A 17,095-nucleotide genomic window follows, 5' to 3' on the forward strand; every position below is an offset into this window, starting at 1 on the left:
CCGTCACACCCACACTACGTCACGCCACACCCACACTACGTCACGCGCGTTTTCGTTGGAAGAAAGACACCGTTGCGTTCCGGGGCAACCGCTCAACCCAGCACTGCGCAGTGATGGACTAACCGCCGTGCCACCGCAAGATGGAACGCATCACCCTCATCGGTGACATGCCTTACTGAATGATCGACATGAACTCTATGACGCCAACCGTTCTCATCGTCCCTGGCCTGCGTGAGCATGTGCCGGACCACTGGCAGACCCTGTTGGCCGCGAAGTTGCCCCCTGCATGCAGCGTCGCCCCGCTTGAGCACGACAAGCTGAGCTGCGCGGCCCGCGTCGACGCGATCGACCGCGCTCTGGCCACCATCGAGGGGCCCGTGATCATCGTGGCGCACAGCGCCGGCGCGATGATGGTCGCCCATTGGGTGGCCCGGGGTGCGACACGCGAGGTACGCGGCGCACTGCTTGCGGCACCCGCGGATCTCGAGACGCCCATGCCGGCAGGCTACCCGGCGATCGACGTACTGAAAGAGCATGGCTGGCTGCCGATACCGCGCGGCAGATTGCCGTTTCCGAGCATCGTTGCGGCCGGCTGCAACGATCCTCTGACGCGTCTCGATCGCGCCAGCGAGTTCGCGCAGGCGTGGGGCAGTCGCTTCGTCGAACTCGGCGAGGTCGGGCATCTGAATCCGGCCTCGGGCCATGGCGAGTGGCCGCGGGCCGAAGAGTTCATTCGCGAACTCTCATGACCGAACGATCGCCACGTGCCACTGGCGGGGAAAAAAGGGACGGGCCTGCGGGATTTGAAGACGACAGTGCCCGAGCCACGCATCGAAGGCGTGGGATTTTCTATGAGGAATGCGCGACATGTTGTTTGAAACCATCGATACCGGTTGTCTCAATGATGAAGACCTTCCCTGGATGCCTTACGCGCCGTATTCGGACGACGTGCAAATCAAGTACTTCAAGATCGATCCGGTCCGCGGCGAAACGATCAGCCTGTTAAAGATACCGCCGGGCGCGAAACTCGCGACGCATCACCACACCAGCACCGTGATTGTCTATACGGTTCGGGGTAGCTGGAAGTATCTGGAGCACGATTGGGTCGCAAGGGAAGGAAGCGTGGTCTACGAGACTGCCGCCACGAGTCATACGCCCATTGCCGTGTCGGACAGTGAAGTTGTCACGTTCAATGTCGTCTCTGGCGAGCTGCTTTATCTCGACGGAAAGGGCAACTTGGCCGCGACAGAAAACTGGCGCACTGCGATGCGCCGCTATCTTGATCATTGCCACAAGGACGGCATCGAACCGAAGGATCTCTCGAGCTTCTCGCAGTAAGTCAGCGCAGGGGCACGGGTGGCGAGATCTTGCGCTCGCACCTGGCACGGCACATAACGCCAAACTGAGGATAACCATGAGTTCGATGAATAGGAGTGTTGTCGCCCGATACTTCGACCTGTCAGATCTGACGGTCGTCGTCACGGGTGCAGGGTCAGGCCTGGGCCGCCAGGCGGCGCGCACGCTAGCCGCAACCGGCGCGCAGGTCGCGCTGCTGGGCAGGCGGGCCGATCCGTTGAGCGAGACAGAAGACATGATCGTGCGGGATGGCGGCGTAGCGCGCCACTTTCCGGTCGATGTCTCGGACCAGGAGGCGGTTGCTCTCGTGTTCGACGAAATCCAGCGAACCATGGCGCCGCTCTGGGCGCTCGTCAACAATGCTGGAGCGGGCGGTCGCGCCGCGTTGATCGATGTCGACGCGCAAATGTTCGACCGCGTGTTTGGCGTCAATACGAAGGCCGCGCTTCTCACGGCAACGGCGTTCGCGCGACGGCTGGTCGCCAGCGCGCTGCCCGGACGCATCATCAACATCTGTTCGCTCGCTGCGCAAACGCACTCGCCGAATCTGTCGATCTATAGCGCGAGCAAGGCGGCGCTCGAGCATCTGACCCGATCGATGGCTCACGAATGGGCGTCTTACGGCATCAATGTCAACGCGATCAATCCGGGCTTCATCGAGACCGACATCAATCGTGCACTGTTTCAGACGCTGGCCGGCAAGAAGATTGTTGAAGGACTGCCGCGCCGACGGCTCGGCACGCCCGAAGCGCTCGACGGTGCGTTGTTGCTGCTTGCATCGCCGGGGAACGATTTCATGACGGGCGCGACGCTTTCGGTCGATGACGGGCAGCGCTTCGTGATGGGTTGATGCGCGCGAAGTCAGGACCGTGGCCGGTATTTCAAAAATGTTAGGAGACAAGCATGCACGTGATACCCGATGACCCTGAGGGCGGCAACAACGACGACTACCTGACGAGCAGGCGGCAGGCCTGGTTTGCCTTTGCGATGACCTTCGCGCTCATGTTTTTCGATTTTATCGACCGGCAGGTGATCGTCTCGCTATTTCCCCACATCAAGAGCGAATGGAACCTGAGTGACAAACAGCTGGGTTCCCTGGTTTCCATCATTTCCATCGTGGTGGGGGTGGGGGGATTGCCGGTAGCGCTGGTGGCAGACCGCATGGGCCGTGTAAAGAGCATCGTGGTGATGGCTATCACCTGGAGCCTTGCCACGATCTCGTGCATGTTCACGACCAACTACAGTCAATTGTTTGCGGCGCGTGCGATGGTGGGGGTGGGTGAAACCGGCTATGGCTCGGTAGGAGTAGCCCTTATCTCGACACTGTTTCCCAAGCGCTTGCGGAGCGCCGCGCTCGGCATCTTCTACGCTGCTCCATCGCTGGGTTCAGTACTCGGTGTGGTGTTGGGGGGCATGATCGCGGCGAGGTGGGGCTGGAAGGCCGCCTTTGGTGTGGTCGGTGTACCTGGGCTCGTGCTGGCACTGCTTTATCTCTTCGTGCGCGACAAGACGGTGGCACTGACGCCAGGCTTGAACCAGGCGACCCGGTCTCTGGGCGGGACGCTCAAGCACATCTTTGTCACGATGGCGCGCACGCGAACGCTGCTATGGGTTTGCGTTGGAGCGGCGGCACAACTGATTACGGTGTCAGCCATGTGGTCGTGGCTGCCCAGCTACCTGAACCGTTTCCACGGCATGGCCCCGGAGGCTGCAGCCAAGTCGGCCGCGGCGGTGGTGTTGGTCAGCGCGTTTGGCTGCACGTTCTGGGGCATCGTGGTGGGCCGCCTGGCACTTCGCACACCGCGCAACAAACTGTCCGCGCTGTCCGTGTTGTGCCTGATCACATCGGTGATTCTCGTGGTGGCGTTTGGCGGCTCATACACGGGGAATGCACAGTTCAAGCTGATCCTGCTTGGCGGTTTCTTCATGAACTGCACCGTCGGTTTGGTTGCCGGTGTTGCCATGGACGTCATTCACCCAGGTGTGCGCTCGACCGGCGCGGCCGTACTTTCCCTGTTTCAAAACGTGCTTGGACTGGCGGTGGGTCCGTTCCTGGCGGGTGTCCTGTCTGACCAATGGGGTTTGCAGTGGGCACTGACCGTCATTCCTCTCTTCAGCATATTGGCCGCGGTGCTTTTTGTCATCGCAATGCGCAGTTATGACTCGGATGCGGCCGGTATCTCCGACGTGAAGCTGGATGTGGCGCCAGCCCTCACCGGCACCCTGGGCACCGGCGCCGCGGTCTGAGTTGGGGGGGCGGTCAAGGAGACGCCGTGGCGCCGTGTGCCAAGCACCTTTGGATACGGCGTCAGAAAATTCTCTCCACGCCACTGGCCTCGCGCTGGTTGTTTCTTTCCTTACTCCCGACCTGCCTTTGGAAACATGACATGAACTTTCTCGACGGTTCCCTTTACCCTGAAAACCAGCAACCCCTGATCATCACGGCCGCGCCCTATGCCCCAGGATGGCTGCCGTCCGACTTCCCTGAGGACATCCCGGTCACGATGGAGCAGCAGATCCAGAAGGCTGTGGATTGCTATAACGCCGGCGCTACCGTGCTGCACCTGCATGTTCGCGAACTCGACGGCAAGGGCAGCAAGCGCCTGTCGAAGTTCAACGAGCTAATCGCCGGTGTGCGCGCCCGCGTACCCGAGATGGTCATCCAGGTGGGCGGCTCGATCAGCTTCGCGCCTGAGACCGAAGGTGCCGCGGCCAAGTGGCAGAGCGACGACACGCGCCACATGCTGGCCGAGCTCGATCCCAAACCCGATCAGGTCACGGTGACGATCAGCCGCAATGGGACCCGAGCGAGGCCCAACGTTGGATTTGCAGCAGGTGGTTGTTAATTGAGTGGGGCATGCCAAGAATGTGAGCATCAGATGACCGATGCTTGCGTTCCTTTGCTTTTCCTGACCCAGCAAGCATTTCACGCTCGCGCCGAAGTGATCGGCACGACGTTCGTTATCCCTCGCTCGCAACGCACTAGATAGTCGGACCACAACTGCAGCGCGACGCGCAGTTCCGGAACCTCTACGCGCACGTCGTAGATTCCTTCGATGCCCCGGCGTTTATGGTTCAATGCCAGTTCGCTAATCTCGTTTGACACTCCGAGGTTGCGCATTTGACCTTTCGCGGTGCTGCGGGTGTCGTGTGGCGTGAAGTAGCGCGTGTTGAACACGTGATCGTCTTGAAGCCCCGACAAGACGTCCCACAGGGTGGTCACGCTCATATGACTCCCCTCGCGCGTGTACATCCCTGGCAGCAGGTATTCCGAGTCCCCTGACATCTCCATCAACTCTTGAACCCATTCGGTCAGGGCCGGACTGAGAGGGATCAGCATTCCGTGGCGCGTCTTGACGTTTTCCGGTACGACCCACCACGTCCCTTTGTCGAGGTCAAAGTCGTCCTTTTTCGACTTAACCAACTCGGCGGTCCGGACGCACGTCCCGAGCAGGCAGCGAAACATCAAACCGTACCTTCGACCCGCTGCATGGTCTATCTTAGACAGGATGTCGTGCAGTTCCTCAGCTGTTAGCATCACGCGTTTTCTCGGAGGAGGCTTGGCTCCCATGATGGCCTCGAGCGAAATGCCAGCACAGGGGTTCGCGTTGATGAGGCGTCGGCCGACCGCGTGATAAAAGAGGCGCGACACCGAGCACAGGATCTGTTCTGCCATCGACCAACTGCTGACGCGTTCGATCATGAGCACGATATCCGCAGCAGTCACGACGGACACGGACAGGGGGCCAAGGGTGGGGCGGATCCTCTTCTTGAAGTGTCGCTTGCGAGCGCCGGCGCTCCCCTCGGCCAGCGAGGGCATGATCTTTTCTTGATAGTCGTCGATCAGCAGATTGAGGTCCAGTCCGCGGCAGCTCGCGCCTTCTTGATGCGCTTCTCGCGCGCCGGGTCGCCGCCGCCATCGATCTTGACCCGGTGCTGCCGGGCGAGCTTGCGTGCCGCGGCGAGGGACATGTCCGGGTAGTTGCCAAGCGTCAACTCGCGCCGGGTGTTGCCGCCGAGACGGTAGCGAAGAATCCAACTCGCGGTCCCGGTCTTTGACAGCGTAAACGTGAGGCCGTCACCGTCCGATTTGGCAACCGGCTCACCTCTGCTTATCCAGGCGCGGAGTTGGATATCGTCCAGAACGTGAAGCTGTTTGGGCATGTCGTAGCTCCTCTGGTGGACTTGCCCATTATAGCTACCCACACGTGTTTCAAGCCACCCAACTAGCTACCCGTTTCAAAGTGGATGTTATCGGCCAAAAATGGACGCTATAGAAAGGTAGCTGATTGAATATATTAAAAAAAAGACTGACCGGACGGTGGCGGATGCTGCCGGAAATCAATCCATATGAGTGCCGTTGATCTCGATCGACGTCAGATGCCGGCTCGCATATTCGAGTTCGCGGCTTTGCGTCAGGTCTTCCGGATAAAACGGCCCGCGCCACGGCGCATAGGTCCAGCCGCCGATGCCGATGCGAATGCGTGCGGCGGACGTGGATCCGGACGACGTTTCGGTTGATTTTTTCGTTGGCGCTTTCTTTGCGGCTTGCGGTTTGTCGCCGCGTTCTTCGCCAGACTTCTCGCTTCGCTTGTTGCTTTCCTTCGCGCTTGTCGCTGCGGGCACTTGGGCTCTCCTTCGGGCTGCGGCGGGAAAGCTCGTAGATTAGCCGCTTTTCTCGCGGCGCGCGGCGCTTGCCGGGCCGGGGGCCTCGGCCTTGCCTTCGCCGGCCGCGGCGCTGGCTTCGTCGAAACGACGGCTCGCTGCGGCCACTTCCACGCGAAAGCGCTGCAACGCGCCGAGCGCGAGGTCGGGCGGCGTCAGCGCGATCCACAGCACGTCGATCAACTGATCGGCGGTGGCGTCGATATCGATCTGCCGGTTCGTCAGCGTTGCGTCCCACAGCACATGCTCCATCGGGCCGAACACCATCGAGCGCAACAGGCGCAGCGGCATGTCGGAGCGAATCTCGCCGCTTTGCTGGCCTTGCGCGAGCACGCGCATCAACGGCGCGGTGTAGCGGCGCTGCAGTTCGGTCAGCGCTTCGCTCAGTTCGTGATGCCGCGTGCGGCCTTCGGACAACACCAGCGCGCACAGATCGGTACCATTCACGAGCATCAGCCGCAGATGCATGCGCACGATGAACGCGAACTGCTGGCGCACGTTGCCGTCGCGCGGCAGGCCCGCTTCGATCGCGTCGATGATCTCGTCGTACCAATCGCCGATGACACGAGCGCACAACTCGCGCTTGCCGCGAAAGTAGCTGAACACCGTCGCCTCGGAAACGCCCAGGCGCTGCGCGATTTCCGCGGTCGTCGCGCGTTCGTAGCCCTTTTCGGAGAACACGTCGCGCCCCGCTTGAAGAATCTCCTTCACGCGCTGCTGCGACTTGCGCCCGGCCGGCTGGCGACGCGAGACAGGTAATCCGGCCTTCTCGGCAACCGTCATATGAGTAAAATTCAGATTTTTGGTGCGGATTGGGGCTCGAGCTGGCGTTTGAACGCTGCGTCTGTGCCCGATGAGCGCGATCGTAGCACCGAATCGGCCAGCTAATGCGGGTTTGTAGATTTCTGAGTAACACTCAGAAATACCTATTGACGCATACGTCAATCTGGCGTGAAATGCGCGTTGACATGCTTTCGCGTGCCGCTTCGCGCTCCACCAGCGGCCGCCCACGAACTCAGGAGACACCGCAATGCCCAATCTGCCCGGTTTGCAGTTCCCGCTCGGCGAAGAGATCGCAATGCTGCGCGACAGCATTGCGTCGTTCGCCGCCAAAGAAATCGCGCCGCGCGCCGGGGAAATCGATCGCACCGATCAGTTCCCGATGGACCTGTGGCGCAAGTTCGGCGACCTCGGCGTGCTCGGCATGACGGTCTCCGAAGAGTACGGCGGCGCGAACATGGGCTACACCGCGCACATGGTCGCGATGGAGGAAATCTCGCGCGCCTCGGCCTCGGTCGGCCTCTCGTATGGCGCGCATTCGAACCTGTGCGTGAACCAGATTCATCGCAACGGCAGCGAGGCGCAAAAGCGCAAGTATCTGCCGAAGCTCGTGTCGGGCGAGCACGTCGGCGCGCTCGCGATGAGCGAGCCGAACGCGGGCTCGGACGTGGTCAGCATGAAGCTGCGCGCCCAGAAGAAGGGCGATCGTTACGTGCTGAACGGCACCAAGATGTGGATCACCAACGGCCCCGACTGCGACACCCTGGTCGTCTATGCAAAGACCGATCCCGAAGCGAATTCGCGCGGCATCACCGCGTTCATCGTCGAGAAGGGCATGAAGGGTTTCTCGGTCGCGCAGAAGCTCGACAAGCTCGGCATGCGCGGCTCGCACACCGGCGAGCTGGTGTTCCAGGACGTCGAAGTGCCGGAGGAAAATATCCTTGGGGCATTGAACGGCGGCGTCAACGTGCTGATGAGCGGTCTCGACTACGAACGCGCGGTGCTCGCGGGCGGCCCGACCGGCATCATGGTCGCGGTGATGGACGCGGTCGTGCCGTATATCCACGACCGCAAGCAGTTCGGCCAGTCGATCGGCGAATTCCAGCTGATCCAGGGCAAAGTCGCCGATCTGTACACGACGCTGCAGGCATGCCGCGCGTATCTGTACGCGGTGGGCCGCCAACTCGACACGCTCGGCAACGACCATGTGCGCCAGGTCCGCAAGGACTGCGCGGGCGTGATTCTGTACACGGCCGAAAAGGCGACCTGGATGGCTGGCGAGGCGATCCAGATTCTCGGCGGCAATGGCTATATCAACGAGTATCCGGTCGGTCGTCTGTGGCGCGATGCGAAGCTCTATGAAATTGGCGCGGGCACGAGCGAGATTCGTCGCATGCTGATCGGCCGGGAGCTGTTTGCCGAAACGCTGTGATACAAGCGCGCGTGAGCCCCCTCAATACGCCGCACTTTGGAGAAGCGACGTCATGCCGATCATCGAATCGAAACTGAACCCACGCTCGGACGACTTTCGCGCGAACGCGGCGGCGCTCGAAGCGCTCGTCGCCGATCTGCGCGCGAAGATCGAGCAACTCGCGCAGGGCGGCGGCCAGGCCGCGCGCGACAAGCACACGAGCCGCGGCAAGCTGCTGCCGCGCGAGCGGATCGCGCAACTGCTCGATCCGGGCACGCCGTTTCTCGAACTGTCGCAACTCGCCGCGTACGGCATGTACAACGACGACGCGCCGGGCGCCGGCGTGATCACCGGCATCGGCCGCATCGCGGGACAGGAGTGCGTGATCGTCTGCAACGACGCGACCGTGAAGGGCGGCACCTACTATCCGGTCACCGTGAAGAAGCACGTGCGCGCGCAGGAAATCGCCAGCGAAAACCGCTTGCCGTGCGTGTACCTCGTCGACTCGGGTGGCGCGAATCTGCCGAATCAGGACGACGTATTTCCCGATCGCGATCACTTCGGCCGCATCTTCTACAACCAGGCGAATCTGTCGGCCGCGGGTATTCCGCAGATCGCGGTCGTGATGGGCTCGTGCACCGCGGGCGGCGCGTATGTGCCGGCGATGAGCGACGAGTCGATCATCGTCAAGAACCAGGGGACGATTTTTCTCGGCGGCCCACCGCTCGTCAAAGCCGCGACCGGCGAAGTGGTCAGCGCCGAAGATCTCGGCGGCGGCGACGTGCATACGCGTCTGTCGGGCGTCGTCGATCACCTTGCGCAGAACGATGCGCATGCGCTCGGGATCGCGCGCAGCATCGTCGGCCATCTGAACCGCGTGAAGCCGGCGCCGCTCGTATTGCAGGAGCCGAAGCCGCCGCGCTACGACACCCAGAGCATCTACGGCGTGATTCCGGTCGACACGCGCAAGCCGTTCGATATCCGCGAAGTGATCGCGCGTATCGTCGACGATTCCGCGTTCGACGAATTCAAGGCGCGCTACGGCACCACGCTCGTCACCGGCTTCGCGCATATCTGGGGGCATCCGGTCGGCATCGTCGCGAACAACGGCATTCTGTTTTCCGAGTCGGCGCTGAAGGGTACGCACTTCATCGAGCTGTGCTGCCAGCGCAAGATTCCGCTCGTGTTCCTGCAGAACATCACGGGCTTCATGGTCGGCCGCAAGTACGAAAACGAAGGCATCGCGAGAAACGGCGCGAAGATGGTCACCGCGGTCGCGACCGCGAAGGTGCCGAAGTTCACGGTGATCATCGGCGGCTCGTTCGGCGCGGGCAACTACGGCATGTGCGGCCGCGCGTATTCGCCGCGCTTCCTGTGGATGTGGCCGAACGCGCGCATCTCGGTGATGGGCGGCGAGCAGGCCGCGTCGGTGCTCGCCACCGTCAAGCGCGATGGCATCGAAGCGAAGGGCGGCAACTGGAGCGCGGAGGAAGAAGAGGCGTTCAAGCAGCCAATCCGCGAGCAATACGAGCGTCAGGGCCATCCGTACTACGCGAGCGCGCGGTTGTGGGACGACGGCGTGATCGACCCCGCGCAAACTCGCGACGTGCTTGGGCTGGCTTTGTCGGCGGCGATGAACGCGCCGATCGAAGACACGCGTTTCGGCGTGTTCAGAATGTGATGGCCCACGGCGCCGCGACGCGACGACGCAAGGCCAAGGAGTGCTACGCATGCAATACGAAACGCTGAAGGTCGAGTTTGCCGGCCAGATCGCGACGGTCACGCTCAATCGTCCGGACGTGCGCAACGCGTTCAACGAAACGATGATCGCCGAGCTGACTGCCGCATTCACCGCGCTCGACACGCGCGACGACGTGCGCGCGGTCGTGCTCGCCGCGAACGGCAAGGCGTTCTGCGCGGGCGCCGACCTGAACTGGATGAAGAAAATGGCCGGCTACTCGGACGACGAGAACCGCGCCGATGCGATGCGGCTCGCCGGCATGCTGTCGGCGGTATATCGCTGCAACAAGCCGGTGATCGCGCGCGTGAGCGGCGACGCATACGCGGGCGGCATGGGCCTGATTGCCGCGTGCGACATCGTCGTCGCGGTCGAAAGCGCACACTTCTGCCTGTCCGAAGCGCGGCTCGGGCTGATTCCCGCGACGATCGCGCCATACGTGATTCGTGCGCTCGGCGAGCAGGCGTCGCGGCGCTACTTCCTCACCGCCGAGGCGTTCGACTGCGCGACCGCGTTGCGGCTGGGTTTGGTCAGCGAAGCGGTGAGCGCCGGGCAGCTCGATGCAACGGTCGCGCAGCTCGCGCAGACGCTGTGCGCGAACGGCCCGCAAGCGGTGCGCGCCTGCAAGCGGCTCGTGCAGGACATCGCGGGCCGCGAGTTGAGCGACGCGCTGATCGAGGACACCGCCGTGCGGATTGCGAAAACGCGGGCCGGCGCAGAGGGCCGCGAAGGCGTGGCGTCGTTCCTCGAAAAGCGCACGCCGGGCTGGCGCAACTGACATGCTTCGCTAACAACCATCGCCCCGTACCGCCCATTTCATCGAGACACTCATGTTCAACAAGATCCTGATCGCCAACCGGGGTGAAATTGCGTGCCGCGTCGCGGCGACCTGCAAGCGGCTCGGCATCGCGAGCGTGGCCGTCTATTCGGACGCCGACGCCAACGCGAAACACGTCGCCGCCTGCGACGAAGCGGTGCATATCGGCGGTTCGACGGCGGCGCAAAGCTATCTGCGCATCGAGCGGATCATCGAAGCCGCGCGCGCGACCGGCGCGCAGGCCGTGCATCCGGGCTACGGCTTTCTTTCGGAAAACGAAGACTTCGCGCATGCGTGCCAGGCGGCCGGCATCGTCTTTATCGGACCGCCGGTCGAAGCGATTGCCGCGATGGGCTCGAAGGCCGCCGCGAAAGCGCTGATGCACGCGGCCGCGGTGCCGCTCGTGCCCGGCTATCACGGCGACGACCAGGAGCCGCAGCTGTTGCAGCGCGAGGCGGACACGATCGGCTATCCGGTGCTGCTGAAGGCGAGCGCGGGCGGCGGCGGCAAGGGCATGCGCGTGGTCGAGCGCAGCGCGGACTTCGCGGCCGCGCTGCTGTCGTGCAAGCGAGAGGCGGCGAGCAGCTTCGGCAACGATCGCGTGCTGATCGAGAAGTATCTGACCCGGCCGCGTCACGTCGAGGTCCAGGTGTTCGCCGATCGGCACGGCGGCGCCGTTTATCTGTTCGACCGTGACTGTTCGGTGCAGCGGCGTCATCAGAAAGTGCTCGAGGAAGCGCCCGCGCCGGGGCTCTCGGCCGAGGTCAAGCGCGCGATGGGCGAAGCGGCCGTGGCCGCCGCGCGCGCGGTCAACTACGTTGGCGCGGGTACGGTCGAGTTCATCATGACGCCGACCGGCGAGTTCTATTTCATGGAGATGAACACGCGGCTGCAGGTCGAGCATCCCGTGACCGAGATGGTGACGGGGCAGAACCTCGTCGAATGGCAGTTGCGCGTTGCCGCGGGCGAGAGTTTGCCGCTCACCCAACAGCAGTTGAAGCTCGACGGCCACGCGATCGAGGCGCGCATCTACGCAGAGCATCCGGCGCGCGGCTTCCTGCCGTCCACCGGCACGCTCAAGCATCTGCGCATGCCCGAAGGCGTCGAGTTCGCGATCGACGCGGCCGGGCTCGGCGAGCCGGGCCGCAAGGCGCCGGTGCGTATCGACAGCGGCGTGCGCGAGGGCGACACGATCACGCCGTTCTACGATCCGATGATCGCCAAGCTGATCGTGCACGGCGCGACGCGCGAGGAGGCATTGGCGCGCCTCGCGCGTGCGCTGCATGCCTGCGAGGTGGTCGGGCCGCACACGAACGTCGAGTTTCTGCGGCGCATCGTCGCGAGCGAGCCGTTCGCGAGCGGCGAGCTCGACACCGGTTTGATCGAGCGTCACCACGACGTACTGTTCGCGCCGGCACAGAAGCCGTTCAAGGAAGCGCTCGCGCTCGCGTGCGCCGCATTGTTGACGCGCGAGGGCGGCACCGCGCACGGCGCGTCGCCGTGGGACGCGTTGTCGCACTGGCGGCTCAATAGCGGCTACACGCAAACGCTCGGCTGGCGCGTGATCGACGACGGCGCCAACGACGACAGCCCCGACGCGTTCACGGTCGTTTTCGCGCGCAACGGAGACACGCAAGCGCTCGTGCAAACACTCGAACACGACGGCGTGCGCGAGGACTTCACATGGTCGGTCGGCGCGGGCGCCCATGAATTGCGCGCGACGATCGGCGATGCGCGCGTGACGGGGCGTGTATTCGTCGACGGCGACAGGTTCCATGTGTTCTGCCATGGCGAGACGCTCGCATTCGAATGGCAGAACCTGCTCGCGCATGCCGCGGATGCCGAGCACGGCGAGGGCCGGCTGACGGCGCCGATGCCGGGCAAAGTGATCGCGGTGCTGGTCGAACCAGGCGCGGTGGTCGAGAAGGGCGCGCCGCTGATCGTGATGGAAGCGATGAAGATGGAGCATACGATCGGCGCCCCGGCGGCGGGCACGGTCGCCGAGGTGCTGTATGCGGTCGGCGATCAGGTCGCCGACGGCGCGCAACTGCTGGTGCTGGAGGTGCAGCAGGCGGGTGAATAAGCGCGTCGAGTGGCAGATGAGCGAGTAGGTGAATCAAGCGAGCCGCTCGTAGCCCGCGGCGCGCGCTTCGCTTTCCAACTCGCCGATGCGCGCGTAGTCGGTCAGCGGCAACGTCGAAAAACCCCTTAAACGCAGGCGTTTTGCGCGCTCGGGGCGGACGCTCAGCGCCTCGTTCAACGCGTCGCGCAACGCGGCGATCGTGGCCGGCGGCACATTGGCCGCGGCGATCAGCGGCAAGCCCGGCGAGGCGGCGGTCATGCCGATCGCGCGCACGCGCCCCGCGAGTTCCGGCAGCACGTCGCAAACGAAGGCGAAGGTCACGCAGTCGATCGCGGCGACGTCCGCGCGATTGTCCGCGACCGCGCGCAGCGAGCCGAGATGCGAGCCCGTGCGCAGCACCGCGCCGAAGAACATGCCGGCGCGCGCGAGCGGCGCGACCGCGTGACGAAATGCGTTCATGCCGCTGTTCGAATCGTCCTGGTTGTAGGCGGCGCGTGCGCCTCGGCACGAGGCGAGTGAGTCGAAGCGCGCGTCGGCGCGCGTGACCAGTACGCTCGAGTAATGCGCGCCGTCGCAGCCGGGCGCATCGAAACAGGGTGTCGCGACCAATTGCACCTGCGCGTGCAGCCCCTGCATCAGCGGATAACCGCAGGTCTGGGAAATCAGCAGATTCGGGCGCCGCCAGAAGCCGTGCAGTTCCTCGTCCGGTTCGACGATGCGGCACGCGGGCTTGACCCGGCGCAGCACGTCGTCGAGCCACTCGCGCCATTCGAGATCGAGCGCGGGTGTCACGTTGTACATCGGCAGGGCGGCGATCCAGCTCATGAAGGCGTTTCTCGCGCCTAATGTCTGACCAATTTGAATTCGTCGAGACCGAGCCGCACCGGCTCGCTCGGCGTGAACTGCCATCGCTGCGCGGCTACGGAGAGGATCTCGTCCTGCGCATCCTCGAACGCGACCAACAGGTCCTGCTTGCGACGGCTCACGGCGCCACAGAACTCGACCAGCGCGTCGGCGCTAACTTCAAAAATCTGCGCACGATCGTCGCAGCACACGCGGAACGCGACCGTCGCGCATTCCGTCACACAGGGCCGGAACCCTTCATCGACATAGACCGACATGGCGAACTCCTTCGGACGCCTGAATCGACAGGATGACAAACCGCGCCTGCCAGGTATGTGGGAGAACCGGCATTGACGGCCAAATGCCCGGCGCCGCGGCAGGCGCGACGGTCCGGAAACTGGCGAAAAGTAAGCCAGAAACTGGCGGCGGACTCGTTCAAGTCCGAGCCAGGGCCGCGGCGTGAACCGTGGCCGGAGGGAGACGGCGGCGGCTCGACTCGCCATCGGTCTCGCCTGCTGGTGGGCCGCCCCGGGTCAGAATCGCGGCGGCACTGCTCAGAAAACGCTTAAATCGGGCGCTCCAATCCAATGTCGAAATCGACGCGAGAGCCGCTCGCGCCGGTCTCGGACTGTGTTTGGATTTTCTCACCAATCTCGCGGTGCAGATCGGCGTAGGTATCCACTTTACGATTAGCGCGCGTTTTGTGCAGGCGATGAGTCCGGCGGGGCTGGCCCGGTTGCGTGAGCGGCCGGGATATTGAGCCGACGGATCAGCGGGCCCAATGTCGTCGCCTGAATCAGCAGGCTGAATACCACGACGAGATATGTGACGCCGATGAACATTTCGCGCCCGTGAAACTCCGGCAGCGACAGCGCGAGCGCAATCGAGATGCCGCCGCGCAGTCCGCCCCACGTCAGCACGACAGCCGAATGCGGACTGAGCCGCCGGAAGTTCTGCAGCGCGAGCAGCGGAATCGCGACGCTGACGCCGCGCGCGAACAGCACGACCGGAATCGCCGCCAGCCCGAGCCAAACGATCTCGACGCGCAGCGACAGCGCAATGATTTCGAGTCCGATCAGCCCGAACAGCACGAGATTGAGCAACTCGTCGAGCAGGTCCCAGAAGTTGAACAGATGCTCGCGCGTCTTCTCCGACATCGACGTCGACGCGCCGTGATTGCCGATCACGAGCCCCATGATCACGACCGCGAGAGGCGCTGACACGTGCAGCGCTTCGGCGAGACTATAGCCGCCGGTCGCGAGCGCGAGTGTGATCAGGATTTCGACTGGATAGCTGTCGATACCTCGCAGCAGCAGCGACGCGCCGAAGCCGAGCGCCGCGCCGAGCACGAGCGCTCCGGCGACTTCGCGCAGCAGATCGAATGCGATCGCGCCCCCGGAAAACTCGTTCGCGCCGGTCGCGAGTCCGACTAGCGTGACGAATGCGACGACGGCCGTGCCGTCGTTGAACAGCGATTCGCCGGTAATCTTGGTTTCGAGGCTTTCGGGCGCCGCCGCGCGCTTGAGCACGCTGAGTACCGCGATCGGATCGGTCGGCGAGATCAGCGCGCCGAACACGAGACACCACAGCAGGCTCACCGGCTGGCCGAGCCATTGCGCCGCGTAGTAAAAGCCGAAGCCGACCACCGCGATCGAAATCAATACGCCGATCGTCGCGAGCATCAGCACCGCGCGCCGCTGCGTGCGCATCTTCGACAGATCGACGTGCAGCGCGCCGGCGAACAGCAGCAGACTTAGCAGGCCGTGAAACACGATGTCGGCAAAATCGATCTGCACGACGATCTTGCGCGCGGCGATCGCCATCGCCGGATAGTAGAACCCGAGCGCAGAAATGCCGACGCAGACGACGAGCCCGACCGCGGTGATGCCGAGCGTGTCGGGCAACCTGATGAATCGATAATTGAGGACGCCGAACAGCGCGACGATGGCGAACAGCGCACCGGCAATCTGGAAGACGCTCATCGTGCACGCTCCCCCGCTTCGCGGCGGCGCGAACGCGTGATCACGGTGGCACCGAGGTAACTTGCGCGACAAGGCATAAAACAGGCAGGCAGAGAATGCCGACACAATTGCGATATTGAACCAGCGAGATGTTTCACCAGCAATTCCTTATTCAGGCTCATTCAATCCGATAAGCGATCTGCGGTCTGTAATGACACGATCTTTGCCGCTGGCGATCGAGCGACGTACCGGGACGGACGCTTTATTCAAACGCAGCGGACGATGCGGCCAGACGCAGCGTACTTTTTATTGGACCACGAGCGGATGACGGCGAACCGGGCGGAGCCAGGCTCGCCAGAGGGCGCCACGATGGGCAATGGCAGTGTTCGGACTACCGAAGCGCCGGAGGAGTTCCGGTCTTTATTTTGGGATATAGCTTTTTATTTCGAGATGGTTCGCGGGGCTTGATTCGTCGAGGCTATTCAATCGAATCTGAATAAACGGTATGAATTTGTAATCCGAATTTGCCGGTCCGATGACTTCACATTGCATGGAGCCTTGTGATTCATTGTTCCAAAATCTGTAAAGCATATATCTAATCTCACAGTAAAACTGTTTTGCTCGTCATTGAGCATGGTTGACGCCGGAATTGGCAGGTCGAGAGCAGGGAAAGCCCTAACCGGGAATTGCCCAGGATATGACAATTGTTGACAAATGCGAGTCGAGAATGATGCAGCATAGATACATAGCGAAATGCTGTTATGTAGCAATGGGTGAAGACGGAGAAGAGCATGGAGCAAACCTATCGTTATCGGGGATTCGACATCGTGGTCAACGCGTTGCGCGCGACCGATATGTCCACCCGTGTCGGCAGTGCCACGGCGCGGCGCGCGTACGTGGCGAGCGTCACGTTGAAGACGCGGCTGATCGGCGACGAGTGGTCGACCGCTTTCCGGGTAGCTTCGGTGCCCGGTCGTTCGTCGACCGATCTGCGGGAAGTGCTGGCGGCTGGATTCGCGGCCGCCACTCGGGTCGTCGACGACGTGGTGAGCGTGATGGGCGATGGGTTCGCGCGCAAGGCGGCCTGAGTTCCACACGGGGCGCTCGGCGCCGTGGTGCCACGCGGCAGCGTGATCGCGCACAGGGGTGCCCAAGCGGTCCCGGCATTTCAAAGCGCTCGCGATCGTTGACCGTCGACTACGGTTGTCGGTCGTGGCGAGCGTCGAAATAACCACGCGTATCCCCGCGGTGCGTGTGGGTCCCAGGCAGGGCGTGCTCGTCTCCTCAGCGTCCTGTTGTTTTAATCCCGCCCCCTGTGCGGGATTTTTTTTGGTGCGCCAGGCATGGCGCGTAGCGCCGTGACTGGCGCTGTCCGACCCGCTGTGGTGGCGAGCCGGATGACTTGGGGGTGAAAGTCCTCTGCACACCCGGCAAGGGGAAG

Annotated in this window: 15 protein-coding genes and 2 pseudogenes; 10 read left to right on the top strand and 7 right to left on the bottom strand. The window is 63.2% G+C overall.

The annotated features are described in order from the left end of the window. Positions 1 to 188 precede the first annotated feature (188 nt). The 5 genes and pseudogenes from HWY30_RS36005 to HWY30_RS36025 all read left to right on the top strand — a co-directional run. Positions 189 to 749 (top strand): RBBP9/YdeN family alpha/beta hydrolase, encoded by a 561-nt coding sequence (locus tag HWY30_RS36005; RefSeq protein ID WP_090810162.1) that lies wholly within the window; start codon positions 189 to 191, stop codon positions 747 to 749. A 118-nt stretch (positions 750 to 867) separates the two neighbouring features. After that, positions 868 to 1,338 (top strand): 2,4'-dihydroxyacetophenone dioxygenase family protein, encoded by a 471-nt coding sequence (locus HWY30_RS36010; RefSeq protein WP_090810160.1) that lies wholly within the window; start codon positions 868 to 870, stop codon positions 1,336 to 1,338. A gap of 76 nt (positions 1,339 to 1,414) precedes the next feature. Further along, positions 1,415 to 2,206 (top strand): SDR family NAD(P)-dependent oxidoreductase, encoded by a 792-nt coding sequence (locus HWY30_RS36015; RefSeq protein ID WP_244145136.1) that lies wholly within the window; start codon positions 1,415 to 1,417, stop codon positions 2,204 to 2,206. 53 nt (positions 2,207 to 2,259) lie between these two features. Then, positions 2,260 to 3,603 carry an MFS transporter gene (locus tag HWY30_RS36020; RefSeq protein WP_090806678.1) on the top strand — a complete coding sequence of 448 codons (1,344 nt, stop codon included), beginning with the start codon at positions 2,260 to 2,262 and terminating at the stop codon, positions 3,601 to 3,603. 140 nt (positions 3,604 to 3,743) lie between these two features. After that, a pseudogene (locus tag HWY30_RS36025) lies at positions 3,744 to 4,148 on the top strand (3-keto-5-aminohexanoate cleavage protein); the annotation flags it as partial. 134 nt (positions 4,149 to 4,282) lie between these two features. Here HWY30_RS36025 and HWY30_RS36030 read toward each other — a convergent pair. The 4 genes and pseudogenes from HWY30_RS36030 to HWY30_RS36040 all read right to left on the bottom strand — a co-directional run bounded on the left by HWY30_RS36030 (position 4,283) and on the right by HWY30_RS36040 (position 6,804). Then, entirely contained in the window at positions 4,283 to 5,176 is an 894-nt protein-coding gene (locus HWY30_RS36030; RefSeq protein ID WP_244145137.1) for a tyrosine-type recombinase/integrase, read from the bottom strand. Positions 5,177 to 5,199: 23 nt separating this feature from the next. Then, positions 5,200 to 5,520: an Arm DNA-binding domain-containing protein gene (locus HWY30_RS42135; protein ID WP_244145138.1), complete on the bottom strand. Its 321-nt coding sequence runs from the start codon at positions 5,518 to 5,520 to the stop codon at positions 5,200 to 5,202. 189 nt (positions 5,521 to 5,709) lie between these two features. After that, a pseudogene (locus HWY30_RS36035) lies at positions 5,710 to 5,838 on the bottom strand (DUF72 domain-containing protein); the annotation flags it as partial. A gap of 183 nt (positions 5,839 to 6,021) precedes the next feature. Further along, positions 6,022 to 6,804, bottom strand: a complete 783-nt coding sequence (locus HWY30_RS36040) for a TetR/AcrR family transcriptional regulator (RefSeq protein WP_090806676.1) — start codon at positions 6,802 to 6,804, stop codon at positions 6,022 to 6,024. Positions 6,805 to 7,051: 247 nt separating this feature from the next. On the opposite strand from HWY30_RS36040, the gene HWY30_RS36045 reads away from it, so the two are divergent. From HWY30_RS36045 to HWY30_RS36060, 4 genes are read left to right on the top strand one after another with little or no spacing between them, the layout of a single operon-like run. Continuing rightward, complete coding sequence (locus HWY30_RS36045) at positions 7,052 to 8,233, top strand: isovaleryl-CoA dehydrogenase (RefSeq protein ID WP_090806674.1); 1,182 nt, start codon at positions 7,052 to 7,054, stop codon at positions 8,231 to 8,233. Positions 8,234 to 8,285: 52 nt separating this feature from the next. Further along, the gene (locus HWY30_RS36050; RefSeq protein WP_090806672.1) at positions 8,286 to 9,893 is read left to right on the top strand and encodes a carboxyl transferase domain-containing protein; all 1,608 of its coding nucleotides are present in this window, start codon (positions 8,286 to 8,288) and stop codon (positions 9,891 to 9,893) included. Positions 9,894 to 9,942: 49 nt separating this feature from the next. Further along, the gene (locus HWY30_RS36055) at positions 9,943 to 10,728 is read left to right on the top strand and encodes an enoyl-CoA hydratase/isomerase family protein (protein WP_090806670.1); all 786 of its coding nucleotides are present in this window, start codon (positions 9,943 to 9,945) and stop codon (positions 10,726 to 10,728) included. A gap of 52 nt (positions 10,729 to 10,780) precedes the next feature. Next, complete coding sequence (locus tag HWY30_RS36060; protein ID WP_090806668.1) at positions 10,781 to 12,850, top strand: acetyl/propionyl/methylcrotonyl-CoA carboxylase subunit alpha; 2,070 nt, start codon at positions 10,781 to 10,783, stop codon at positions 12,848 to 12,850. A 33-nt stretch (positions 12,851 to 12,883) separates the two neighbouring features. Here HWY30_RS36060 and HWY30_RS36065 read toward each other — a convergent pair whose 3' ends face one another. From HWY30_RS36065 to HWY30_RS36075, 3 genes are all read right to left on the bottom strand, one after another. Continuing rightward, entirely contained in the window at positions 12,884 to 13,675 is a 792-nt protein-coding gene (locus HWY30_RS36065; RefSeq protein ID WP_090806666.1) for a phosphate/phosphite/phosphonate ABC transporter substrate-binding protein, read from the bottom strand. Positions 13,676 to 13,692: 17 nt separating this feature from the next. Next, complete coding sequence (locus tag HWY30_RS36070) at positions 13,693 to 13,971, bottom strand: DUF1488 family protein (RefSeq protein ID WP_018423012.1); 279 nt, start codon at positions 13,969 to 13,971, stop codon at positions 13,693 to 13,695. 411 nt (positions 13,972 to 14,382) lie between these two features. Next, positions 14,383 to 15,675, bottom strand: coding sequence for a cation:proton antiporter (locus tag HWY30_RS36075; protein WP_090806664.1), 1,293 nt, complete (start codon positions 15,673 to 15,675; stop codon positions 14,383 to 14,385). 770 nt (positions 15,676 to 16,445) lie between these two features. On the opposite strand from HWY30_RS36075, the gene HWY30_RS36080 reads away from it, so the two are divergent. Next, entirely contained in the window at positions 16,446 to 16,742 is a 297-nt protein-coding gene (locus tag HWY30_RS36080; RefSeq protein ID WP_090806660.1) for a hypothetical protein, read from the top strand. Positions 16,743 to 17,095: the final 353 nt, after the last annotated feature.

This window comes from Paraburkholderia tuberum STM678 (assembly GCF_902833905.1).
Lineage (GTDB): Bacteria > Pseudomonadota > Gammaproteobacteria > Burkholderiales > Burkholderiaceae > Paraburkholderia > Paraburkholderia tuberum.